The 22,773-nt window shown below is 56.5% G+C and carries 19 protein-coding genes and 1 pseudogene; 6 read left to right on the top strand and 14 right to left on the bottom strand.

The features are described 5' to 3' along the window. Positions 1-15 precede the first annotated feature (15 nt). The 3 genes from HQ843_RS25220 (at position 16) to HQ843_RS25210 (ending at position 3,054) form a co-directional block, all read left to right on the top strand. Entirely contained in the window at positions 16-1,167 is a 1,152-nt protein-coding gene (locus HQ843_RS25220) for a thiolase family protein (RefSeq protein WP_180900623.1), read from the top strand. A gap of 48 nt (positions 1,168-1,215) precedes the next feature. Then, entirely contained in the window at positions 1,216-1,989 is a 774-nt protein-coding gene (locus HQ843_RS25215) for an SDR family NAD(P)-dependent oxidoreductase (RefSeq protein WP_180900624.1), read from the top strand. 195 nt (positions 1,990-2,184) lie between these two features. Continuing rightward, the gene (locus HQ843_RS25210) at positions 2,185-3,054 is read left to right on the top strand and encodes a transporter (RefSeq protein ID WP_180903346.1); all 870 of its coding nucleotides are present in this window, start codon (positions 2,185-2,187) and stop codon (positions 3,052-3,054) included. 38 nt (positions 3,055-3,092) lie between these two features. Here the strand turns inward: HQ843_RS25210 and HQ843_RS30130 are convergent. From HQ843_RS30130 to HQ843_RS25180, 6 genes and pseudogenes are all read right to left on the bottom strand, one after another. Further along, positions 3,093-3,209 (bottom strand): annotated as a pseudogene (locus tag HQ843_RS30130) (IS630 family transposase); the annotation flags it as partial. Positions 3,210-3,349: 140 nt separating this feature from the next. Continuing rightward, positions 3,350-3,502 (bottom strand): hypothetical protein, encoded by a 153-nt coding sequence (locus tag HQ843_RS29600; RefSeq protein WP_180902339.1) that lies wholly within the window; start codon positions 3,500-3,502, stop codon positions 3,350-3,352. Between the two features lie 183 nt (positions 3,503-3,685). Further along, positions 3,686-4,678: a branched-chain amino acid ABC transporter permease gene (locus tag HQ843_RS25195; protein WP_180900627.1), complete on the bottom strand. Its 993-nt coding sequence runs from the start codon at positions 4,676-4,678 to the stop codon at positions 3,686-3,688. A 3-nt stretch (positions 4,679-4,681) separates the two neighbouring features. Beyond that, positions 4,682-5,542 (bottom strand): branched-chain amino acid ABC transporter permease, encoded by an 861-nt coding sequence (locus tag HQ843_RS25190; RefSeq protein WP_180900628.1) that lies wholly within the window; start codon positions 5,540-5,542, stop codon positions 4,682-4,684. Position 5,543: 1 nt separating this feature from the next. After that, entirely contained in the window at positions 5,544-6,248 is a 705-nt protein-coding gene (locus HQ843_RS25185; protein ID WP_180900629.1) for an ABC transporter ATP-binding protein, read from the bottom strand. Next, a complete protein-coding gene (locus tag HQ843_RS25180; RefSeq protein WP_180900630.1) occupies positions 6,241-6,981 on the bottom strand; it encodes an ABC transporter ATP-binding protein in 741 nt (246 codons plus the stop codon). Before HQ843_RS25180 ends, HQ843_RS25185 begins: the two co-directional genes overlap by 8 nt. A 139-nt stretch (positions 6,982-7,120) precedes the next feature. Between HQ843_RS25180 and HQ843_RS25175 the strand changes: the two genes are divergently transcribed. Together HQ843_RS25175 and HQ843_RS25170 are read left to right on the top strand one after the other, a co-directional pair. Next, a complete protein-coding gene (locus HQ843_RS25175) occupies positions 7,121-8,725 on the top strand; it encodes a bifunctional 3-(3-hydroxy-phenyl)propionate/3-hydroxycinnamic acid hydroxylase (RefSeq protein WP_180900631.1) in 1,605 nt (534 codons plus the stop codon). A gap of 52 nt (positions 8,726-8,777) precedes the next feature. Beyond that, positions 8,778-10,052: an ABC transporter substrate-binding protein gene (locus tag HQ843_RS25170; protein WP_180900632.1), complete on the top strand. Its 1,275-nt coding sequence runs from the start codon at positions 8,778-8,780 to the stop codon at positions 10,050-10,052. On the opposite strand, the gene HQ843_RS29825 is transcribed toward HQ843_RS25170, so the two are convergent. The 6 genes from HQ843_RS29825 to HQ843_RS25145 all read right to left on the bottom strand — a co-directional run bounded on the left by HQ843_RS29825 (position 9,950) and on the right by HQ843_RS25145 (position 19,647). Then, positions 9,950-10,783 (bottom strand): ISAs1 family transposase, encoded by an 834-nt coding sequence (locus tag HQ843_RS29825; RefSeq protein ID WP_246716352.1) that lies wholly within the window; start codon positions 10,781-10,783, stop codon positions 9,950-9,952. The genes HQ843_RS25170 and HQ843_RS29825 overlap by 103 nt on opposite strands. A gap of 118 nt (positions 10,784-10,901) precedes the next feature. Then, positions 10,902-11,318 (bottom strand): ISAs1 family transposase, encoded by a 417-nt coding sequence (locus tag HQ843_RS29820; RefSeq protein ID WP_371824624.1) that lies wholly within the window; start codon positions 11,316-11,318, stop codon positions 10,902-10,904. Between the two features lie 171 nt (positions 11,319-11,489). Then, positions 11,490-15,065 (bottom strand): glycosyltransferase, encoded by a 3,576-nt coding sequence (locus HQ843_RS25160; RefSeq protein WP_180900633.1) that lies wholly within the window; start codon positions 15,063-15,065, stop codon positions 11,490-11,492. 495 nt (positions 15,066-15,560) lie between these two features. Next, positions 15,561-16,577 carry a GDP-mannose 4,6-dehydratase gene (locus HQ843_RS25155; RefSeq protein ID WP_180900634.1) on the bottom strand — a complete coding sequence of 339 codons (1,017 nt, stop codon included), beginning with the start codon at positions 16,575-16,577 and terminating at the stop codon, positions 15,561-15,563. A gap of 209 nt (positions 16,578-16,786) precedes the next feature. After that, complete coding sequence (locus HQ843_RS25150; protein ID WP_180900635.1) at positions 16,787-17,971, bottom strand: glycosyltransferase family 4 protein; 1,185 nt, start codon at positions 17,969-17,971, stop codon at positions 16,787-16,789. Positions 17,972-18,000: 29 nt separating this feature from the next. Next, positions 18,001-19,647 (bottom strand): glycosyltransferase, encoded by a 1,647-nt coding sequence (locus tag HQ843_RS25145; protein WP_180903344.1) that lies wholly within the window; start codon positions 19,645-19,647, stop codon positions 18,001-18,003. 273 nt (positions 19,648-19,920) lie between these two features. On the opposite strand from HQ843_RS25145, the gene HQ843_RS25140 reads away from it, so the two are divergent. Further along, the gene (locus HQ843_RS25140) at positions 19,921-20,892 is read left to right on the top strand and encodes an FkbM family methyltransferase (protein ID WP_180900638.1); all 972 of its coding nucleotides are present in this window, start codon (positions 19,921-19,923) and stop codon (positions 20,890-20,892) included. Positions 20,893-20,999: 107 nt separating this feature from the next. Here the strand turns inward: HQ843_RS25140 and HQ843_RS25135 are convergent, their stop codons facing one another. Both HQ843_RS25135 and HQ843_RS25130 read right to left on the bottom strand, forming a co-directional pair. Continuing rightward, positions 21,000-21,779 carry a TIGR02186 family protein gene (locus HQ843_RS25135; protein WP_180900639.1) on the bottom strand — a complete coding sequence of 260 codons (780 nt, stop codon included), beginning with the start codon at positions 21,777-21,779 and terminating at the stop codon, positions 21,000-21,002. After that, the gene (locus tag HQ843_RS25130; protein WP_180900640.1) at positions 21,776-22,702 is read right to left on the bottom strand and encodes a sulfite exporter TauE/SafE family protein; all 927 of its coding nucleotides are present in this window, start codon (positions 22,700-22,702) and stop codon (positions 21,776-21,778) included. Before HQ843_RS25130 ends, HQ843_RS25135 begins: the two co-directional genes overlap by 4 nt. Positions 22,703-22,773: the final 71 nt, after the last annotated feature.

Below are 22,773 nucleotides of genomic sequence, written 5' to 3'. Positions count from 1 at the left end.
TAGAAAGGAATGACCATGACAACGCCATGGATTGCGGGCTGCGGCCTGACGACTTTCGGGCGGCACGAGGAGACCGGGCTCGACATCCTGGCGGCTATCGCCGCGCGTGATGCGCTGCTTGATGCCAGAATTCCCCCGGCGAAGATTGGCCTCGCCGTCTTCGCCAATGCGCTTGCAGCGCGGCTTTCAGGCAGTCTCACGATTGGGCAGGACGCCTTTGCCCATGTCGGTCTGGCGGGCTGCGCGGTGCTCAATGTCGAGAATGCCTGTACCTCCGGGTCGAGTGCATTTCATATCGCGGTGATGGCGATCCGGGCCGGGGAGGTGGAGGCGGCGCTTGTCGTCGGCGCGGAAAAGATGTTTCACCCGGCGCTCGGGCTGATTGATTCCGGGCGCACGCTACCCGATACGTTGCTGGGCCGGGTTACGCCCGCGGGCTTTGCCTTGCGCGCCAGCCGCCACATGCAGCGCTTCGGCACCACGGCCGAGCAACTGGCGGCGGTCTCGGTCAAAAACCGCCGGTCGGCAGCCACAAATCCGAATGCAATGATGCGCGATCCGATTTCCGTGCGCGACGTCCTGTCAGCGCCGATGGTGGTCGATCCGCTGACCCGGCTGCAATGCTCGCCGATTGCCGACGGCGCGGCCGCCATGGTTCTGGTCAATGACAGGCTCGCCCGCCAGATTGGCGCCCGCACCCATGTGCGCGCATCGGTGCTGACCAGCGGCACCTATGACCAGATCGACGACCTCGCCGAATGGCGTACCGATGGCCGTAGCGCGCAAATGGCATACGAGCGCGCGGGCGTGTCAGCCGGCGATCTCGACGTTGTTGAATGCCACGACGCCTTTTCGATTGCGGAGATCCTGCATTACGAGGGGCTGGGGCTTTGTCCCGTCGGGGAGGGCGGACGCTACGCCGAGCGGCTGCTTGCCGGGGATACGGCTTGCGTGCCGGTCAACCCCTCCGGCGGGCTGATGTCGCGGGGGCATCCCGTGGGGGCGACAGGCATCGCCCAGATCATAGAAATCACGCGCTACCTGGAAAAGTGCGGCGGGCATCGGCCCGGCCGTCTGGGGTTGGCGCACTGCATGGGCGGCGACAAGGACGCCGATACCAAATCCTGCACCGTCGCCATTGTCGAACGCAAACACGCTGTCGCGTGAGGGCTTCGGTGCGGACATGAACGTCTGACAACCAGGGAGGAAAACAGGATGGAAGACAGAACGAGACTGACAGGCAAGGTGGCGCTGATCACCGGTGCCGGCGGCGTCATCGGCGGCACGACGGCGCGGCTGATGGCCGGGCGCGGTGCACGGATCGTTGCGGTGGATCGCGATCCGGCAGCCCTTGAGGCACTGGCGAAGGATATTGACGGCTGCGTCACCGTGGTTGCGGACGTGACCGACGAGGCTGCGGTGAAAGCCTATGTCGACAAGGCGATCGCGGCCTGTGGCCAGATCGATATCTTCTTCAACAATGCCGGGATCGAGGGCGACTTCCATCCCATCGGCGAATATCCGACAGAGGATTTCCGCAAGATTGTCGAAATCAATCTGATCGGCGTGTTCCTTGGCTACAAGCATGTCGTGCCGCAGATGCTGAAGGCCGGAAAGGGCTCGATCATCGTCAGTTCTTCGGTGGGCGGGTTGATTGGAACGCCTTTGATCAGCGGCTATACCGCAACGAAACATGCGGTTTTGGGACTGATGCGCTCGGTCGCCGCCGAATGCGGTGCGGCCGGGGTGCGCTCCAACGCCGTGAACCCGGGGCCGATCGCCTCGCGGATGATGGACGATGTGGAGAAGGGCATGGGGCGCGGAATGCCGGATGGCGCCGTGCGCCAGGTCATGACCCAGATGGTGCCGATGCACCGCTACGGCACGCCCGCAGAAGTCGCGGAACTGGTGAGCTTTCTCGGTTCCGACGCGGCAAGCTTCGTCAATGGCGCGGCGATGACTGTGGATGGCGGCTTTACCGCTGTCTGACGTTCAGCTTCATCCGGGCTTTCCACCTGAAGAATAAGGCGGGAAAGCCCGGCAGTTCAGCAGTACGCCGCGCCCTGAAGACGGGCTGCGCGATGTGCTGCAAGGTTTGAATATCAGCATTTCGAGCGGCCAGGCGCCGCATCGCACATGGATCCGGCGCGGATGGCGTTGCCGGAATGAGGGAGGGTTTGCCAAATGAAGCGTTTTTACCGCGGAATATTCTCGACACTTGGCGTTTTCGCCATGACAGCCTCGGCCCACGCGATTGACATTTCGCCGGGCGATTACACACTTTTGCCAGCAAATACCAAGGTCGCGCTTGAGTATTTTCAGTACACAAACATGGACAGTTTCGAGCTTGACGGGGCGGGCAAGGTGCCGGATTCGGGCTTTGACAACATCACCGGTGTTTCCCGTTTTCTCTACTACGGTGAAGCCGGCACGCTTCGATATGGTCTTCAGGCCTATCTGCCCTATGGCACATTTTCCGATGCGCATATCGGCGGCATGGATGCTCCGGTGACCAACGGTATCGCCGATTTCACCGTCGGTGCCACGGCCTGGTTGGTCAAACCGGACAATCCGGCAGTCGGTACCACGCTTGCCCTGACCGGCTTTTTGACGCTGCCGACGGGCGACTACGATCCGTCGCGCATTGGCCTTGGCGGTGGCACAACCGTCATTACCCCTCAGATCGGGCTGATTCAGGCGCTTGGCGGCGGGCTCTATTTCGATGGTGCTTTCGATACGGCCTTTGCCTTTGACCACGACGAAGACGGCGTTGACTACAGTCGCGATCCGAGTGCCCAATTGCAGGCCTATCTGCGCTATCAGCCATCGGCAAAGGCATCGGTCTCGTTTGGTTATTCCGGAAAATTCGGCGGAAAAAGCTATGCGAACGGAACCTATACGCAGCAGATGACGCGACAGGATTCTCTCAGGCTTTTCGCCAATACTTTCATCACCCCGACTGTGCAGATAGAAGCCATGCTGTCCATGGATGTGAATGTTAACGGTGGCTTCAAAGGCACGACGGGGCAATTGCGTCTGATGAAGCTGTTCTAGGTGTTTATACCAGCCGTCAATGATCAGAACCCTTGCGCCTATTGGCGTCGGCCAATTGACATGATCTTCCATGGCAGCTGCTGCAGAGTTCGCCAAGCGTGGCAGCAGTGGTTGACGATATCGTCGTAGGACTTGAAAACGCGGTTGGAGAGCCAGTTATACCAAGGCGCGAAGATGATGCTGACGCATCCTCGCCTTGCAGGAATTGCGAGTTTCCCAATTGTCCTGGTGACTTGGGAATTCGAAAACGGAATACCAACGGTCATTTTCAATGACCGTTGGTATGGTTTTCTGATCAGGGTTTGGTCAAGGGGTTGGCTTTTTCTCCTCTCTTCTGTGCCGCGGTGGCCGAGCTGGCTTTGAAGCGGAAGCTGTCGTTTCCTGTTTCCAGGATAACCTCGCCTTGCAGGCAGTCCGCGCACGGATACTCGCGTTTCTTGACAGCCATTACGCCGATGCCGGTCTCACGCCGGACAGGATTGCGAGGGCCTGCGGTATCTCGCGGAGTTATCTCTACAAGGTTTTCTCCGGCACTGAGACTGTGATGGAGAGTCTCAGGAACCGCTTCTAAAGCGGAACGTCGCCGACAAGTCCTCCACTCGTAGATAAGCACAGAAAAGAAAGGGCGGTCTCATGTAAGCTCTCTGGCGCTTGCAGCGGCAGGCTTTCGCGTAGTTGCAAACAGCGGGGCGATCTTGGCGCGCTCCAATATTCCCCAGATACCATTTCGCGAAAGAAGCATTGTCAAAATGGCGACCGATCCCAGAACAATCAGATAAACAGATCCGTAATCCGCAAGGAGTTCGCGCAGCAGAAAGTAAACCAGTGTGCCAATAATTGCGCCTTCCAGTCGCCCGATGCCGCCGATTACCACGGCGAAAATTACGAAGACTGTCCAATCGTTGAGGTTGAAAGCCGCACTGGGAGAAATGCGCAGCTTCTGCAGGAAGATTACCGAACCGATGCCGCCAGTCATTGCAGCAACCGCGACATAGGTCATGAGTTTCGCACGCCAGATATCGATGCCCAATGAGGCTGCTGCCAAGCTGTTGTCTCGCATTGCCATCAAAGCCAGGCCGGCTTTGGAACGCAGCAGCGCGTAAGTGCCTAACAGTGTCGCGAGCCCGAGCGCGAGGACCAGCCAGTAAATCGTAAACTCACGCCAAGTTTTGCTGGCCGCGATACCTTTTACGACGGCAACTGGCAAAGACATGCCGGCACCGCCGCCCAGTGGACGGATCATGCTAAAAATCAAGAGGACGGTTTCAGCAGCGACCCAGGTGCCAATCGAAAAATAGGCACCTTCCAATCGGAACAACAGCGGCGCGAAGATCAGAGCGACGATGCCAGAGGCGGCAACTGCCAGCGGGATCGCTAAAATCGGTGAAATCCCGAGGAATATGCTGGCGGAAAACAGCACATAGGCGCCAATGCCGACAAAGGCCTGTTGGCCGACGGAAACCAGTCCCGCATAGCCTGCCAGCAGGTTCCAAAGCACTGCCAATGACATGAAGCAGAGAATCTCACCCAGCAGACGTAGCCCACCAGCATCTGTCCAGAGTGGGGCAGCAATCAATGCGGCTGTGGCAATTGCAAAGAATATAGTGACAGGCGACAAGCGCATCGTTCAGGATCCCTTGGCGAAAAGACCGCGCGGGCGCAGTGCGAGGACGGTGAAGAAGACCAAGTGTCCGGCGAGCACCTGAAACTGAGGTGAAATTTGCCCGCCCAGGGCCTGAGCTATTCCCAAAATCACTCCGCCAGCCAAGGTTCCCCAAAAGCTGCCCAGACCGCCGATGATCACCGCTTCAAAGCCGAAGATCAGGCGGGCGGGACCAGAAAAAGGATCAAAATTTGACCGGATCGCCAGCAGCACCCCGGCGATCGCAATGGTGGCAAAGCACAGGGCCATCGCGAGTGCGAATATTCTTGAGGTTTTGACCCCGATCACCATAGCGATTTGCGGATCGTCAGAGGTGGCACGGAAAGCGCGGCCAATCTTTGTGCTGGAGAACAGCCACTCCAATCCGAATATAAGGGCAATTGCGACTGCCAATGTCAGCAATGGTAAAATGCCGAGATTGATGTCACCGATAGCGAGGCTGGTCGTTTCCAGCGTTCCCGCAGGCAGACGTTGTGCATTCGAGGAAAATGCCGTGAGCAGGCCGTTCTGGAGAATGACGGCGAGCCCAAAGGTAACTAAAAGTGGCGGCAGGAGATCTTCGCCCATAATCCGCGTCAGGATGTGGCGTTGCAGTGCGTAGCCGATACCAGCCATCACCGGTACCACAATGATAAGAGACACCAATGGGTGCATTCCCGTGGCGCTAATCGCCATTTGTGCGATATAGGCGGCGAGGACGATGAAATCGCCATGCGCGATGTTCACCAGCTTCATTACGCCAAAAATCAATGAGAGACCAACGGCAAACAGCGTATAGAGTCCACCCAGCAGCACGCCTTGCAAAATGGTGTCGATTAAACTCATGTCAGTCTCCGAAGTAAGCGGTGACAAGCGCTTGTTTTGTCAATGCGTTCGCGGGCCCCTGCAAGGCAACTCTCCCCTCGCGCAGGCAGACCAGCGCGTTTGAAACGCTTCGCGCTCGCTCGATATCTTGCTCGACGATCACTGCGCCGATTCCAGATCCGAGGATTTTGGGCATTGCTGCATAGACATCGTTCACAACTATGGGCGCCAAACCGAGACTGATTTCGTCAAAAAGGATTAAAGCCGGGTTAGCCACAAGAGCGCGCCCAATAGCCACCATTTGTTGCTGACCGCCAGACAATGACTGTCCAGGGTGATGCCGCTTTTCGGCTAAAATCGGAAATAGCTCATACACCTTGGAGATATCCCACGACCCTCTGCGACCGTAGTCTGCAGCAATTTTCAGGTTTTCTTCCACTGAGAGCGAGCGAAACAGGCGGCGTCCCTCAGGAACCAAAACGATCCCCATGGCCGCCAGTGCGTCCGGAGGTGTGGAGCCAATGGAGCGTCCTTGAAAGCGCACCATGCTGTCCTTGCGGGGCAATAAACCGAGAATAGCGTGAAAAAGTGTAGTTTTTCCCGCGCCGTTAGCGCCGACAAGGCCAAGTACCTCGCCTTGAGCGAGGTCAAAAGACACATCGAATAGTGCCTGAAAATCGCCATATCCTGAGGAAAGTCGGTCGACTGAAAGAAGCGGCTCAACCATGTGCGGCCTCATCAGATAGTCCTAGATAAACCGCCCTGACCTGAGGGTCCTGCATGATCTCCTCGGGTGCGCCCTCGGCAATTTTTTCGCCAAAATCCAGCACCATGACGCGGTCTACGATTTTCAGGAGTGCGTGCAGGACGTGTTCGATCCATATAATGGTTACGCCGGATTCCTTTATCGAGAGGATCAGATCAATAAGGCTGACGCATTCCGCATCTGTAAGGCCACCAGCAATTTCATCCAGCAATATCAGCTTGGGAGCGGTGGCGATCGAGCGCGCAAGTTCCAGTCGCTTACGATCCAATAGTCCAATTTGACCAGCCTTGGTGAGCGCCTTCGGCCACAGTCTGCATCGGCGCAGGGCTTCTTCGGCTGGAGCACGGGCCTCAGTTTCGGACAGGCCCTGACCGAAAGCTGCCGCGACCAAAACATTCTCAAACACGCTCAAGCCACCGAAAGGCTGGGGCACCTGAAAGCTGCGGGCGATACCCATACGACAACGCTTGCGCGCTTGCGCATTGGTAATGTCGTCTCCAAATAGACTGATCGCGCCTGAATCAGCGCGCGTGGTGCCGGTGAGCAGATTGAACAGCGTGGTTTTTCCCGCGCCATTCGGCCCGATTATTCCGAGCGCTTTTCCCGGTTCCAGATGTATTGAAACATCGCGAGTCACCTGCAAAGCGCCGTAGGCTTTGCATAAACCGGTAGCCTCCAATGCAAAGTCCGCCAACCCGAACCCTCCCGTATGCCGTCCTTCATGGCTAACGCAAGAATACACGATATGCAATATAATATATTAATATTGCTACTGCGGCATTTCTGTGCAATTTAGTTCCGACGGTTTTGGGACGAAATGAGGAGGTCCGCGGATGTCGGTATCAAGCAAGAACGTGGATTATGATGTTGTTCAGATCGGCTATGGCCCGGTCAGCAAGGCGTCCGCCTTGTTCTTGAATCGACTGGGTTGGAGTGTGGGCATTTTTGAACGATTTGCGGATGTGTACCCTTTGCCGCGCGCGGTGTGTATTGATCACGAGCTCTACCGAGTTTTACACGCCGCTGGCTTGGGTGACGTTGCAAAGTCGGTGTGTACAGATGCGCCGGTCTACCGTTGGTTCAACGCCGACTGGAAAGAGCTTCTGGCGATTGACTGGTCGGCCGGATCGGTGTCCGGCGGCGCTGAAGTGACGTTTATTCATCAGCCGACTTTCGAACGCGCGATGGACACTCAGGTCAAGAATGCACCGGGTGTTGACCTTACTTTCAACGCCGAATGTGTCGGAGTTCGGCAAACCGATGACTATGCGGTTGTCACCATCAAAGATGCCAAGACAGGTGAAATTCGTGAGGTGACTGCCCGGTACGTACTTGGCATTGACGGTGCTAACAGTTTTGTCCGCGAGAACCTCGGTATTGGCCGTTCGGATCTAGGATTTGAAGCGGATTGGCTGGTGATTGACTTTGCTTTGAACAATGGTCTGACCGCCCGTGACTTGGGTATTCCCGAAGCCGGACAATATGCCAATCCGGAGCGGCCAACTACTATCGTTCCAGGCGGTATCGAAGCTGATGGGCGGGTCTGTCGGCGCTGGGAGTTCATGCGTTTGCCTCATGAAACGCGCGAGGAGATGAACAAGGAAGAAAAGGTATGGGAGCTGCTTGGCGATTGGATAAAGCCGGATCAGGGCGAATTGGTGCGCCACACTGTTTATACCTTCCGCAGCCTTGTGGCTGACACTTTCCAAAAAGGGCGCATATTTCTGGCTGGTGACGCGGCTCACGTCATGCCGCCATTCATGGGGCAGGGCATGTGTGCTGGGCTGCGCGATGCGTGGAACCTGGCCTGGAAACTGGATCTTGTCATGTCAGGCAAGGCTGATGCGTCGCTGCTGGAAACCTACACCCCGGAGCGGGCTCCACACGTCACCGATATTATCAAGATCTCGATGTTCCTCGGGTCGATCATCTGCATGCCGGACAAGGCTGAAGCCGCAAAAAGAGACGAAATGTTTCTTGGTGGCAATGCCCCCCGTCCGGCACCTTTCCCCATTCTGACTGATGGGATGCTGCAACGTGACAAATCGGGAGTCGTTGTTGCCCCGGCAGGTGAACTCAGCCCCCATGGCGCGGTGCGGCACCAGGGCAAAACTGAAAGGTATGATAGCTTCGTGCCGGTGGGATTCACTTTGGTTCTGAATGGCGATTTTAAGCCTTCCGAGGTTGATGCCGCCATTTGCGCCAGACGCGAAATTCAGATCGTCAATGTCGCCGACCGCCGCACCGCCACAGATAACCAGATTGGCGACACCCAAGGGCAGTTTGGCCGCTTCATGGATGAGCGAAATTTGCAAGCTATGCTTGTTCGTCCGGACTTTTATCTGTTCGGAGGCGCCTCGGATGCTGCGGGCCTAAGTGCGCTGCTGATGGAGTTTGAGCGCCAGTGCCACGTCCACCACTTGGTGGCAGCTGAGTGATTGGCGACCGCAAAAGAGAGTGACCGGTTAATTCAACCAGGGAGGATAAAGAATGGCCAAGGGATTGAACCGTAGAACATTTCTGGGCGCCGGGGCCGCAGCTTTGGCTGCTCCTGCGTTTTTACAACACCGTGCATTCGCTGCGACCGGTGAAACGATCAAGGTCGGGTTTGTCAGTCCACAAACCGGCCCCATCGCTGCTTTTGGTGCCTCGGATGAGTATGTGCTGGCTGGTGTACGCGCCGCCCTCGGTGCGGGGATTGAAATTAATGGACAGGTTCATCCTGTCGAGATCATCGTTAAAGACAGTCAATCCAGCCCAAGCTATGCCTCGGAAGTAGCCAGTCAACTTATTCTTGATGATGACGTCGATCTGATGCTTGCGTCATCGACTGCTGACACGACTAACCCGGTGGCAGATCAATGTGAGTTGAATGAGGTGCCTTGCATTTCAACGGATACACCCTGGGACGGACACTTCTTTGGCCGTGGTGGAAATCCGGCTGAAGGGTTTGGTTGGACCTACCACTTTTTCTGGGGGGCGGGCCAGATTGTTGACAGCTACACCTCGCTCTGGAACCAATTGGACACGAACAAAAAGGTTGGCGTACTCTGGTCCAATGATAGTGACGGGGTGCCGCTATCCAATGCTGAACATGGTTTGCCCCCTTTGTTCAAGGCCCGGGGTTATGAGGTTGTGGATGCCGGTTTTCATCAACCACTGAGCGATGACTTTTCCGCTCAGATTTCGCAATTGAAAGCAGCGGGTGTCGACATTGTCTCGGGTGTGTTCCTCCCGCCCGATTTCACCACCTTTTGGGCGCAGTGCGCCCAGCAGGGCTTCCGCCCGAAGGCAGTAACGGTGGCGAAGGCGTTGCTGTTCCCTTCAGCCGTCGCGGCCCTCGGCGCCAATGGTGACGGTGTGTCATCCGAGGTCTGGTGGTCACCAAATCACCCGTTTAAATCCGGGCTGACCGGTCAGTCCTCGGCCGAACTTGCCGCTGGATATGAAAAGGCGAGTGGCCAGCAGTGGATCCAGCCCACCGGCTATAAGCACGCTCTGCTCGAGGTTGCCGTTGACGTGCTGAAGCGTTCCAGCAATCCCAAAGACAAAGCGGCCGTTTTGGAGGCGATCACAAAAACCGATTACGCATCAATTGTCGGTCCCGTTTCCTGGGCGAATGGACCCCTAAAAAATGTCAGCCAGACCCCGTTGGTGGGCGGTCAGTGGGTGGCGCGTGGAGACGGAAAATACGACCTTATTGTTTGCGAAAATACTACTGCTCCGGAAATTCCGGTGCAGAATGCATTCAAACCTCTCGCATAAATGGTTATGGGCGCCCATGCTTTTGTTTGACCGGTAAGCTTAGATCGCCGTGCGTTCTGATGGAGCCCACCGTGCCAGGGGAATCGGTTGAACGGATCATCGGGCAATGAGGCTTGCGAGGAAGTCGTCGTCCCAGGCGGCGATTTTTCGCCTTGAGCGGAGTGAATCTCTGGAGGTCGGCAATCGCAGCAGATTGGTTGCGATATGTTTGATGGTGGTGAATTGGCTGGGGCGTTTTCGGTTCGCACGCGGCATTCGTCGTCGCGGAAGACCATGTCCATCACCCAGTGCAGGCTGTTTTCAATGGCCCAATGACTGCGAACGATCGGTCCGAACTTGTCGGCGGGCAGATTCAGAGAACTGATGTATAAGCGGGTCTCCCGCTCGGTTTTGCTGCCGGTTTCGCGTATGCCGTCGATGACGACGACGGATTTCAGGGCGGGCCATTTGTGGCGTTGCTGAAGCCAGGCGATATCATGCAGGACAGTCGCGGTCGTGGTTTCGATGCGACCATGATCGCCATCGACGGTCTCATGTCGACTGATCACGGTATCGGCGTATTGCCTGGCTTTCCGCTCGGTCACGAACAGGCTGATATCGTCGCGCAGCGCGCTTTGATTGCCCTTGAGGGCGAGGACATGGTCGGCCTTCTGGTCGACGATCTGCTGCGCGATCGCACGCTGGCAGCCCATGGCGTCGATGGTCACGATCGCCCCCTCGATCGCCAGCACCTTCAGAAGGTGGGGGATCGCGACGATCTCGTTAGAGCTTCGGGCGAAAAAGTGGAATCCGGTTTTTCGTTAACCCGACGCGTCAAAATGAAGAATCTAGAGCATCGGGCGATGCCAACTAATCGCCCGATGCTCTAGCCTTGTCGCCAACCTTGACCTGACCCGGCACCAGACGTTGGCGCGCGGCGAACGCCGAGACCATGTGGATCGCCGCCTTGGCCCCTTTCGACCGGCGCACGGTCTTGCCATCGATGGCGATCACCTCTGTCGCCAGGCCGGTCAGCGACGTGACCCAGGCGACAAAACAGCGCTGAAACGCCGCGGCATCAAGCGTGGCAAGGATGTCGCCGAGATGGTCATGCGACGGTGTGCCACCGGAAAAGGGCCGAAACCGACGCAGAAAACTCAGTTTCCGATGGCCAAAATTCGCGATGTCCGTGAAGGTTTCCGCCCCCGACAATACCGCCAGCAGGCACAGCAGCAGCACCTCGCTCAGTGGGTAGCCGACCTTGCCGACCTCACGCCCGTCCGGAATATCCTCGAAATATCCCAGAAAAACACCCGCCTCCTCAAAAAAAATCCGCCATGCTCCCGATCGCTATCCGTCATCGTCGTTGCTCCTCCATCCAGAGGAGCGCAACTGATTCAGCAATTCAAACCTTTGTCACCTACTCCTCCACCCGATCGCCCTGTCCGTCCACATCGCCTAGTTGTCTTCGCTGATTTCCTGCCCGAAAAGCGAGGAGACTGCGTCGTTGAAACGACCGTAACTGAAATCCAGCGCGCGCGAATGGGCAGTGAGGCTCAATCGTTGCAGCTCATCCTCTGAGGTGTCGTTCATGACGCGCCTGGTCTGGTCGACCAGGCCTGCTATGTCATCATAGAAGAACCCATTCACGCCCTCAGTGATGATCTCCGTCGGGCCGCCCGCACGAAGCGTGATCGGGATGGCGCCGCCCGACATTGCCTCGACGATGCTGATCCCGAAGTGTTCCGCTTTCTCCGGTTCCTTCTCCAGGTCGCGGCCGAGCCCTGTGGCGTGCCAGTAGACAAGGCTCTCACCGTAAAGTGCTCCGAGCTCGCTTGCCGAACAGTTGATATGAAAGAATACGGGAAGGTCCGAAGCCGCTTCTCTGATCGAGGCCAGGAAATCGATATCCGAGGCCTCGGGAAACGAGGAGCCGGCGAGGTGCAGTTCGACGTCCTTGACGCCGCTCTCGATCAGCGCACGAAAAGCCTCGACTTGAAGATCCTGACGCTTGGAATGACCGCCAACGATGAAGCGGCCGACCGACAATATGGCCCTTCGGCGCGGCTTTCTCGGCATAATTGGCGGCACAGGCGGATTGACGATTCGCGTCGGCATCGAGGTCATACCGGCTTCGGCCAAACGTTTCCCGTAGAAACCTTGCGTGAATGCCGAGTTCACCATGACTTCCTGATAGGTCTGCAGCATCGCCTCGTTGCTTGCTTCCGCTTCCTTGAGCACGAATGGAAACTGGCAATGATATACCGTCTTCCTTCCGCGAGCGGGAATCGGCGGCAGAACCGCGTTTCCCATTGTCAACATCAGGTCCGGTTCGGGATCCTTCTCAAACTCCTGAAGCGTTTTGAACCTTAGCATGCCAAGATCAAGATTAAGAGCGCAGCCGATCTGCTGAAGGCGCAGGTTCGAATACCGGTAAGGCGTAACAACTTCCACACGATGAGTGCGCGCCAACTGACGTGCCGCGCTCAAGATATAGCGCTCTCCGCCGCCAGGCGTCACGGCATAAGGAGTGAAGACGACGGCAACGGGCAACGGCCTGTCCTTGCCGGGCGGGGAAGACCACTTGGCTGGAATGAAGCTCTCGACCGAGAACACCGGTTCCTTCTCGCCCGTCGATTTCAGCAGGCGCTCCCAGCGCGAGACGAATTTGTCGCGATTGGAGTCTCCCAGTGCCTTTCGTCGGGCCTCCGCCTTGGTGTTTCCGTTTGCGGCCGCTCCCTCGATGTGGATGACGCGACTTGCGGGACAATAGGCAACCGGACGCCCCAATGCCTTGAGCTTGAAGCACAGATCGGAGTCTTCATAATAGGCTGGCTCAAATGTAAGATCGAACCCTCCCACCCGTATGAACAGCGCCCGTTCGACAAGCATGGCGGCGGCAGAAATGTAGTCGACATATCTTTCCATCAGGATGTCTGGCGAGGGATGGTCCTGCCCTCGGCCAAATCGCACCGGATAACCGCCTTCGTTGATCATGCCTCCAGCCTCCTGAACGCGTCCGTCAGGCCAGAGGAACATAGGCCCGGCCGCGCCGAGGGACGGATTTTCAGCCATCATGTTCATCAGCGAAGGAAGCCAATCATCCTGCGGAAAGGCATCGTTGTTGAGCAGTACGATATATTTTCCGCGAGCAGCTTCGGCGGCGATATTGTTGGCTTCGCCGAAAAAACGGTTCCTGCCGATCGGAATGAAGACCACTCCCGGTATAGGTCTGGACAAACGAGCGATATCGTCCTCGTCCGAGCCATTGTCCACGATCACGATCTCGTAGGTATGCCCCTCGGTATGCATCCATATCTGCCGGATGCATTCGAGCGTCAGAGGCGAAGCGTTCCAGTTCACGATCAGGATCGAGACCTCGGGCGCGTCGTTCGTGCACCAGCGCGATGCCAGCTTCAGCACCTCGCTTGTCTTGAAACGCTCCGCCCCTGGAAATTCCGGAAGGAAACGCCCGGGTATAATGGAAACCGGCCTCTCGCGCGCTGCTTTGATGCCTTCGACTTCGAGACGCCTTGCCGCAGCGGCCCAGGTCGGCCGAACATAATCGGCCCTGATCTTTGCTTCTGCCGCGATAACGGCGTCACGATCCTCAATGGCCTTGCGAAACAGCTTTTCAGCCTGCAGAGAATCGTCAACATCGAAATACCAGGCGAGTTCGCCCGCCTGTTCTTCAATCACCGCAAGCCTGGACGCCAGACACAGCTTTCCCTGAAGCAGGCTTTCCGCAACCGGTAGACCATAACCCTCGCTGGTCGAGGGGAAGGCGGTGAACCGGCAAGCCGCCGTCAGGGCGGCGATATCGGCATCACCAAGCCCGGACAGAACGAGCAACTTGCCTGATCGCAGCAGATCACGGTAAATCGATTGGTCTTTGCCGAGTCCTAGATCATCGCGTCCGGCCAGCACCAATTGCGGGACGTTGAGGCCGCTCGCGATCAGGTTTCGCCATAGCCTGCAAAGCATGATCTGGTTCTTGCGTGGGTCTATCGTGCCAACGCTCAAGACAAAATTGCTGGATTCGAGCGACGGGAATCGCTCCTGTAGGCTCTCAGACCGTAACGGCTCCTCTTCCCTCAAAGGCTTCGAGCCGAACGGTATCTTGACGATCTCGGCCGCCACTTCGACGCCTTCAAGCAAGGCCCAGCGCAAGATCTGGTCTCGAACGACGTTCGTCGATACGTAAAGTCTGTCGGCGCTTTGAAGGCAGACGAGCAGCCACTCCGCGAAACGCGAGCCTTCCGCCTCGTTTACATTATCGCCTCCCTCGAGCGGGATGATGTCGTGGACCAGAACCGAAAACCCGATGCCTCTCGAAGACAGATGGCGGAAAAGAGCGCTAAACTTGGGGGTCCAGACCAGACCCGTGAAGAAGACATGTTCGCCCTTTGCCGGAGAGCTGCCGCCATCGAACGCCCCAAGTCCACTGCCATAGCGGCCATCGAGCCTGTTCAGTACGCTTTCCTGCAGCTCGGCGCTGCCTATCGCCACAATATCCAGATCGGAGCGGCCGGTGCGGCAGGGCCGGATCGATGTCGTCGGCTCCTGCAGAAATGCGTCGAACAGTTCAACCGACACGCGCCCGACGCCCGTGAGCCGGTCATGCGCCTCAAGCCAACCCATCGTGTCACCGAGGTAGAACCAGAGGGTCGGAGCTGTCGTGACCGCTCGCGAGGAGTGAGGCATTCTCGGGGGCGGCGCGGGCATGGCGAAGCTTGGCACGAGAGCGAAAGTCAAAGCATCAAGGCGCTTGCGACGATATTTTCGACGCTTCCTGGCGCTGAAAGGGTGACGTAACAGAGATGTGTATCTGATCTTCCTGCGCTCTTTGCGCTCGTCGAAATCGGGACCCAGATCGGCGGGCATGCCTGCGCCACCAGCCAGCTTACTCAATTTGCGACGACGATATGACTTTCGTTTCTCGCCTGAGAACGGGTGATGATAAAAGGACTTCAAGCGAAGGGAACGTTTCGTGATCTTGTGCTCCGGGAGCTGAACCATCTTGTCATCATCCATTTATGCCTGTCGCGGGCCAACAGACAGTAGTTCCTAAAAATAAACAGAAATGCACAGGACCAAACGCGATGGAGACCGTAGCCCTTTAACGCAGCCGTCGCCGCTACCGTTGGTATCATAAAGCGAGCGCTTTCGAGTTCAAATGTCGTTTCCTTCGAATGCGGTAAGACACTGATGCCTCCAGCCAGCCTAGGGCGCTGATGTTTGAAGTCCTTCGCTGGCCAGCATCAGACACCTTAACCTTGGTTTCAAAGCGCAGACACTCACCGCAGACAAGCACATTTTGCAGGTCGCTGGCCAACTACACCTTTTTCCATTTCGGGCAAAGATCCACAGCCCCGAAATTGGCCCGAATCCAGCCGCTTTTCGTGCAACACCGCATCGGGTGAAACGAATCCGGCGAGAAAGCCAAGCTGCACCCTCAAAAACATGTTTCTCGGTCGGCAGGCGGCGGGCGCATTTCGATCATCGTCGGGCACTCCGCGCCTTGAGGGCCTATCTGGCCATCAGTGGTTTCAGGCGCTTGATCTGGGCCTGAACCATCAACCCGACCATTTCTTGAAAGCTGACCGTTGGCCTCCAACCAAGGTCATTCTCGGCTTTGGAGGCATCCGCCAGCACATGAGCGGTTTCCAGAGGGCGAACAAGCTCCGGATCGCTGAATACACTTTCTCGCCAGTCACAGCCGACGTATTCATATGCGTAGCCACACAGATCTTCCAGCGTATGCAGCCTTCCAGTACCAATTACAAAATCGGCAGGTTCCGGCTGCTGCAAAATCATCCACATTGCGCGAACGAAATCCGGGGCGTAGCCCCAGTCGCGCGCGACCTGAAGGTTTCCCAGCGCGAGCCGCCCCCTCTCCACGATGGGACGCCCACGTTCATTTCTGTCAGGTGAATCCATGACACCAAGGGCCGCGCAGGCCGCACCGTAGGCGACCTTTTGCGTCAGAAAGTGGAGTGGTCTTCGCTCGCTTTCATGATTGAAGAGAATTCCGCAGGCAATATAGAGACCATAGCTCGACCGGTAGATCGATGCCATGTTGTGCGCATAAACCTTCGTTGCGGCATAGGGGTTTACCGGGCTGAAAGACGTATCTTCATCTTGAGGCGCTTTTGTTGGCCGCCCGAACATCTCGGATGACGAAGCGTGGTATATTCTGGCCGTCGGTCGGTTGTGTCGTACTGCCTCGAACAGACGTACGGCAGCCAATCCATTCACCTGCAAGGTTTCCGCGGCACGAGACCACGATTCTCCTGGGCGGGATTGCGAAGCTAGATTGTAAATCTCATCAGGCATCGAATCACAAATGGCGTTGGATACATCAAGGCCTTCGGCAATGTCGCCGAGAAGCATTTTGATTTTCCCTGCCAGATGGGTAGCACAATTCGCCCGATACCAGCTTTCCGGACGGGCAAAGCCGTAAACTTCATACCCTTTTTCCAGCAACAATTCCGCCAGATATGACCCGTCCTGTCCCGTGATGCCGGTAATGAGAGCTCGCTTCATCCTTAGGCCTTTAATGTTTCAATCCATACCGCTAGCGACTTTAATGGTCCCGGGCCGAAATGAACTTCCTGCGAAAGCAACCAAAATACCACAGATCGGCCAGTCCCTATTCCACCAAATCAATTTACTGACGCCAAAACGACGCTCACTAGTGCAATATCGGACGAAGTCGATCTTCCTCTGCTTGCTGAAAACTGGATACTCTGCCGCTACAGACTAACGTCAATGTCAGCCTGAATGCGCCGAAGTCTGTTCCACTCTTTCATGAAATTAATAATTTCGGGTGATGCACGCTCATCTGCTGCTTTGAATGCAAGCTTGCGCAGCTCCTCAGCCATAGGCTCCCAAGTGAAGCGCCCGGCGCGCTCCAGTCCTCGTTCGCGCAACTCGTCTCGTTTCGCGGGGTTCCACGCCAATTTGAGGGCATTCGCCAGTTCGTTGGCATCCTTGCCTGAAATAAGAACCGCGGCATCGCCGGCCACCTCCTTCAGCGAGCCATGAGGCGTAGTGATGACCGGGCAGCCGCAGGACATGGCTTCAACCACCGGCAATCCAAAACCTTCATATAAGGACGGATAGACCAGCGCGCGGGCTCCGGTATAAGCACATGCCAGTTCGTCATCCGTCAAATCGACACGTTTTACCGTGATGTTATCCGGCAGACCTTCCGTAAAATGCTTCTGAACTACAGGCTCACCCCCAACGCACAATATTTGCAACTCTGACCGGCTCGACTGATCGAACACGTCGAAGAACTGCCCTTGTTTCTTCAGCGCATCAAAAAGAAGGCCGGCGTTCTTGTAACCGGTATGCTGCTCCCGCGAGCCGACAAGAATGCAGTAATCCTCGGCAACCTCATACTCTTTTCGAAATGCTGAAACCTCTTTCTCTTCACGCGGACGAAATGCTTTAGAATCAAGTCCGCAATAGGCAGTAGTAACACGTTCCGGATCAAACTTTGGATAAATCCGCAGCAAATCTTTTCGTGTGTTTTCAGAAATACATAAACAATATTGAGCGAAGCTAATGGCCAGATCTTTCTCTTGCCAGGCTCGTAGCTTCATGTCGAACCCGAAAAGCTCAGGGATCATATCGTAGACAATCAGGACTGAAGGAATTTGGGTGGGCGTCGTATAATAGGTCGTCAGGAACACGTCAGCATCGCAATCCTTGGCAAAGACATCAATCAAAAGAGAGTCCGAAGCGGTGCTCGTAAAGGTGTAGGAAGGAAAGTCGATATACTCGATACCCGCAAAACGCGGACTTCGCCCGCGATCCAACACCGTGATCTCAATATCCGGAAACGCAGCCAGACGTGGGAGAAGGGAACGCCAGACGCGAGCGATTCCCGAGTTCGACAGCTGAAAGAAAACACCATCAACTAAAAGTCTCATATTGGCTCCACTGTGTCTTTTCAGCCAGATCAGGCCGTCTGTGCAATTTGTCGCGCTTCGGGCCAGAAAGCCCGCGCCTCGGCGGCAAAGGATCGCAGCCTTTCCTGAACCATATCATAGTCAGTAACCTCGGTGCTGGGGACTTCGATCAGTCCGATATCATGCGCGAATTCGGCTCGCGACTTCTCGAAATCGGGCGACATGAGTTCTTCGGCATGAGCCTGCCACGCACGGCGAGCCTCGTGAACGCCGGGCGTATCCGACACAGTCGAGATACCGTCAGGGTTTTGATAATAGACAACATGAGGAGTATTTGTCTTCAGGAAAGACTTCCCGCCTTTCAGGCAGCGCAGCCAGAATTCGTAGTCGCCGGCAGACCGATAACTCGGGTCAAAATAGCCAATCTCCTCATGCAGTCGTTTTCGCCACATGGGAGCGTTGTGAGGAGAATTGAATTCCAGCATATTGTTGACGGTGGCGATCGGCAGATTGCTCTTGAAACCACATTTGCTCACCGCCTCGTAATCGAACGTGAAATCCAGACTGTAGTAGAAGTCCTGGTAAACGACATCGGCAAACGTGTGCCTGTCCAGTGCAGCGGCTTGAATTTCAAATGAATCCGGGTGGCGCAGATCATCAAGATTCGTATTGGTGAGATACTTTCCACGCGCGATTTGAGCCGCATAGTTCCACGCATCATAGATCCCTATCCGATAATCGAAACGCTTGTAGACGATATTCGGATAAACTTTCATGTAGCGCGAGATCAGCTCTTCCTCGCCTTCCGGCGAGCAGGCATCGACAATGATCAGTTCCGATTGGTCAAAAATGGACTGTGAGACAATGTTTTCGAGAAATGTCTCAAGGTATTTACCGCCTTTGTACATGCTCGCGATGGCCGATACGCGATACTCACCTGTATGACGGAATTCACGCTGCGCGATTTCCTGGGGCTGAGCCTTGGGCGGCGATGTTATCGCCGCGTCTTCAAGACCGGCAATCTTTTCGTCCCAGGACTGTCGGGTGAGGAACTCATCGGTGCCCATTATCCAACATTTGTCTAGCTCCAGGCAGAGTTTTTTTTGCATCCCGCGCCGGACGATCTGCTCGGAAACAAGCTGTTGCACAAGCGGCATGCGGTTCAGCGGGTCTTCGCCGAGTCTTTGCTTGTAGTGCGCAAAATCCCGGGGCCGGGCCACCGTGCTTTCAAAGAGCAGATAGCCAATCTCACGAATGAAAGCGCCGTCCGAGAGGCCGTCCTTCCCGTCTCCGGGGGAGAAGAATTGCTGCTTCTGCTTCGCCTCCGGGCTTGAGGAGAGAACATCTGCCAACGTCGAAAGCGACATCCCACGCTCGATGGCCGATCGATAGATTTGCTTTCCAGCTTCGTCGGGCTCTCTTTGCAAATAGAGGCGATATGTCAGGGCAATCACTGTATCGATGTCATCAGCCGGCCAGTCCGGGTTCGCTCTCTTGCGCCTGCCCTTTCTCTTTTGCCGGGCTTCCTCGCTGCTAGAGACGCTCTTGATAAAGGAAACAAGCGACATTCCGCCCAGAAGCGCTTTCCTGTAAAATTCAAGCCCCTCGGGATCCGGATTGCGGTCCAGATATTTTCTAAACATATAATCAACGACCTGGGTTACATTTTCCGCAAGTTCTTTTTTCTTACCCAACATGCCGATGACCTCAGTCTTACTCTGTTAATATCTCAACTGGGCATGGTCCGTGCTTCCGCCTGATTCCAGTCTGACGAATGCAGTGATAGGGATTTCGTTACTAACGTCAATCATCAGAGCTACGAAAACCTCAAATTGCGTTGCCAGCGGGATCAAGAGAGCCGGCTTAAGCTTTCAGCTATACATTTGTCCGAATTGCGGGCAAGAACGAAACCTTCAAGTCCCGAACCGGGAAGGTCGCACAGGCCCGAACTCAGGCAGGAGGCCAGACGGATGATCTCTTACGCTCAAAACTTCGAGGACGTCATGCTTACGCGCCTCTTCCCTTCGGGCTACCGGGGCACGTATCTGGACATCGGCGCTGCCGATCCTGTGTACCTCTCCGTCACCAAGCACTTCTACGACAACGGGTGGCGCGGCGTGAACGTTGAACCATTGCCGCGGTGTCAGCGTCGCCTGTCGGCGTTGCGCCCGGAAGACATCAATGTGCAGGCTGTTATCGGCAATTCCGCCGGCTCGTGCCGGTTCTACGAAATCGCCGACTACCCGGAAAACTCGACAGCAGTCGAAAGCCTTGCCCGCAAGCTTGAGGAACAGGGACATTCCGTCAAGATCCATGAGATCCCCATCATGCGACTGGACGAAATCTGCGCCCGCTTCTTTGACGGACGGGAGATTGATTTCATGAAGATCGATGTCGAAGGCGGCGAGACGGAACTGCTCATGAGTGGTGACTGGGATCGGTTTCGTCCTCGGGCGCTTGTCATGGAAGCGGTCGAAATCAACGGCAGGAAACGGGTCAGCGGTGAATGGGAGCATATCCTGACCGGCAATGGTTACAATAGGGTCTGGTTTGACGGTCTGAACGATTTTTATCTTCGAGACGAAGATATCGAACTGAAAAAGCACTTCGTTTTGCCGCCGGGCGCTTTCGACAGCATCGAAACGGCTCGTTACGTCAGAAAAGAAGCGATGGGCGATGTCTTTTTTGATGTTGAAGGCGATATCGTCCAGCAGCTTCTGAACGAGCGTGACGCCATCGCAGCTGACCGGCATGCAAAGCAGGCCGTAATCGATAGACTGATATCAGAACGCGATGCGATCGACGCTGACCGGCATGCAAAGCAGGCCGTAATCGATGGGCTGATATCAGAACGCGATGCGATCGACGCTGATCGGCATGCAAAGCAAGAAGTTATCGACAGGCTGCTTCAAGAGAGACAACAGGACGACGCCGACCAATAATACATCCCATACATGAGGTTGCTGCTCCCCTTGGGTCTTCGACAAACCAGGGCGGATGGTCTCGCCCGCCGAGGGGAGCAGCAACCTCATGTAAGGGATGTATGAAATCAGCTCTTGCGGAATATGACGCTTGCGAACCAGCCGGAAAACAGCGCGATGAACACCGCGCCGAGGCCGTAGAACAGCGGATATTCGTGTGCGGCTATCGTGAGCTGGGCCTCGAGCCCGGTCTTCACGACCTTCAGCGGCAGCGTCTCGGTCGCGATCTGGCGGTCGTTCTTGAACAGATAGGCCCGCACCGTGTGGGTGCCCTGGGGAATGTTCACCGAAAGCCGGAGGCTCGCCCGGAACAGGCTGTTGGAAACGAAGGTCACCCCGTCCGGCTCGCTGTCGTAAAGCGCGTCGGCGGCGTTCAGGCGCAGCATCGCGTCGCGGAAGGTGGCCACGTCGCTGGCATCGCCGAAATAGCCGACGGGGGAAATGCGCAGGTGCGAAACGCCGATGCCGGCGGAATTCAGCGTCTGCGGCGTGGTCACATCATCCAGCGGTCGCGTGCTCGAAATCGAGTAGGAGCGCGGCACATGCTCGAAGGTTACCGTCTGGCGGTTGACCCAGATACCGAACATGCGCTCCTTGCGGCGCACGTCGGCCTCGGCTTTCGGGCCTTCCAGGATCACCACGATGTCGTAGCCGCCCCTGGAAAGCACCATCGGATCGGCATCGTTGATCGCGCCGAACACGGTCAGGTCGGCGCCGGAAAAATCCGAGGTGATCGCGATCTGGTTGGTCGAGGTTCCGATCTCGAGCGTTTCCTGCTGCGGCGTCTGGGCAATGGACGTTGCCGGAAGCAGAAGGACGGCGAGGAAAAGGAGTGCGTTTCTGATCATTGCGGCGCTCCCTCGAACACGACCGAGAAGAAATCAGCCGGCGTGGCCACCAGGCCGAAGGCAAGTCTCACGCCGACGGCGAGGATCAGGATCGCCAGCAGCGCGCGCAACTGCTCGCCCTTGAGCTTCTGGCCGACGCGCACCCCGTATTGCGCGCCGACAACGCTCGACAGCATCAGGATGGTGGCCAGCACGATATCGACCGAATAGTTCGTCGTTGCCTGTACCACGGTGGTATAGGCGGAGACGAAGATGATCTGGAACAGCGACGTGCCGACCACGATATTGGTCGGAATGCGCAGGAGATAGATCATCGCCGGCACCATGATGAAGCCGCCGCCGATGCCGAGCGAGGAGGTGAGAACGCCGATCACGCCGCCGAGCACGAATACCGGAATGACGCTGAGATAGAGCTTCGATTTCTTGAAGCGCATCTTGAACGGCAGGCGGTGGACCCAATTGTGCTGGCCGGGCTTGCGCAGCGAGACGGATTGCTCCTTGGCGCTGCGACGTATGGCGCGGATGCTCTCCACCAGCATCAGCGCGCCGATTGACGACAGCAGCACGACGTAAAGCAGCGAAATCACCAGGTCGAGCTGGCCGAGATCGCGCAACAGCGAAAACAGCCAGATGCCGATGGTCGCGCCGACCAGACCGCCACACAGCAGAACCGTGCCGAGCTTCATGTCCAGCGTGCCGCGCCGGAAATGGGTGAGCGTGCCGGAGACCGAGGATGCGACCACCTGGCTCGCGCCCGTGGCAACCGCCACCACCGGCGGGATCTGGTAGAAAATCAAAAGCGGCGTGATCAGAAACCCGCCGCCGACGCCGAACATGCCCGATAAAAAACCCACTGCCGCGCCCATGCCGAGTATCACGAAAATATTGACCGAAAGTTCGGCAATCGGCAGGTAGATCGACACGCATATCCCCAATAGCATTTGGGCCGGATGTTCAATCCAGCCTTCTTAAAAGTGGTCTATTTCTGCGACTC

The sequence above is a fragment of the Martelella sp. NC20 genome (assembly GCF_013459645.1).
Lineage (GTDB): Bacteria > Pseudomonadota > Alphaproteobacteria > Rhizobiales > Rhizobiaceae > Martelella.
This window is presented reverse-complemented; position numbering and strand designations above follow the sequence as displayed.

Bases quoted from the DNA above. Each gene is read 5' to 3' on its own strand.
- HQ843_RS25220 (WP_180900623.1), top strand. From the start codon at position 16: ATGACAACGCCATGGATTGCGGGCTGCGGCCTGACGACTTTCGGGCGG.
- HQ843_RS25215 (WP_180900624.1), top strand. From the start codon at position 1,216: ATGGAAGACAGAACGAGACTGACAGGCAAGGTGGCGCTGATCACCGGT.
- HQ843_RS25210 (WP_180903346.1), top strand. From the start codon at position 2,185: ATGAAGCGTTTTTACCGCGGAATATTCTCGACACTTGGCGTTTTCGCC.
- HQ843_RS29600 (WP_180902339.1), bottom strand. From the start codon at position 3,502: ATGGCTGTCAAGAAACGCGAGTATCCGTGCGCGGACTGCCTGCAAGGC.
- HQ843_RS25195 (WP_180900627.1), bottom strand. From the start codon at position 4,678: ATGCGCTTGTCGCCTGTCACTATATTCTTTGCAATTGCCACAGCCGCA.
- HQ843_RS25190 (WP_180900628.1), bottom strand. From the start codon at position 5,542: ATGAGTTTAATCGACACCATTTTGCAAGGCGTGCTGCTGGGTGGACTC.
- HQ843_RS25185 (WP_180900629.1), bottom strand. From the start codon at position 6,248: ATGGTTGAGCCGCTTCTTTCAGTCGACCGACTTTCCTCAGGATATGGC.
- HQ843_RS25175 (WP_180900631.1), top strand. From the start codon at position 7,121: ATGTCGGTATCAAGCAAGAACGTGGATTATGATGTTGTTCAGATCGGC.
- HQ843_RS25170 (WP_180900632.1), top strand. From the start codon at position 8,778: ATGGCCAAGGGATTGAACCGTAGAACATTTCTGGGCGCCGGGGCCGCA.
- HQ843_RS25160 (WP_180900633.1), bottom strand. From the start codon at position 15,065: ATGGATGATGACAAGATGGTTCAGCTCCCGGAGCACAAGATCACGAAA.
- HQ843_RS25155 (WP_180900634.1), bottom strand. From the start codon at position 16,577: ATGAAGCGAGCTCTCATTACCGGCATCACGGGACAGGACGGGTCATAT.
- HQ843_RS25150 (WP_180900635.1), bottom strand. From the start codon at position 17,971: ATGAGACTTTTAGTTGATGGTGTTTTCTTTCAGCTGTCGAACTCGGGA.
- HQ843_RS25145 (WP_180903344.1), bottom strand. From the start codon at position 19,647: ATGTTGGGTAAGAAAAAAGAACTTGCGGAAAATGTAACCCAGGTCGTT.
- HQ843_RS25140 (WP_180900638.1), top strand. From the start codon at position 19,921: ATGATCTCTTACGCTCAAAACTTCGAGGACGTCATGCTTACGCGCCTC.
- HQ843_RS25135 (WP_180900639.1), bottom strand. From the start codon at position 21,779: ATGATCAGAAACGCACTCCTTTTCCTCGCCGTCCTTCTGCTTCCGGCA.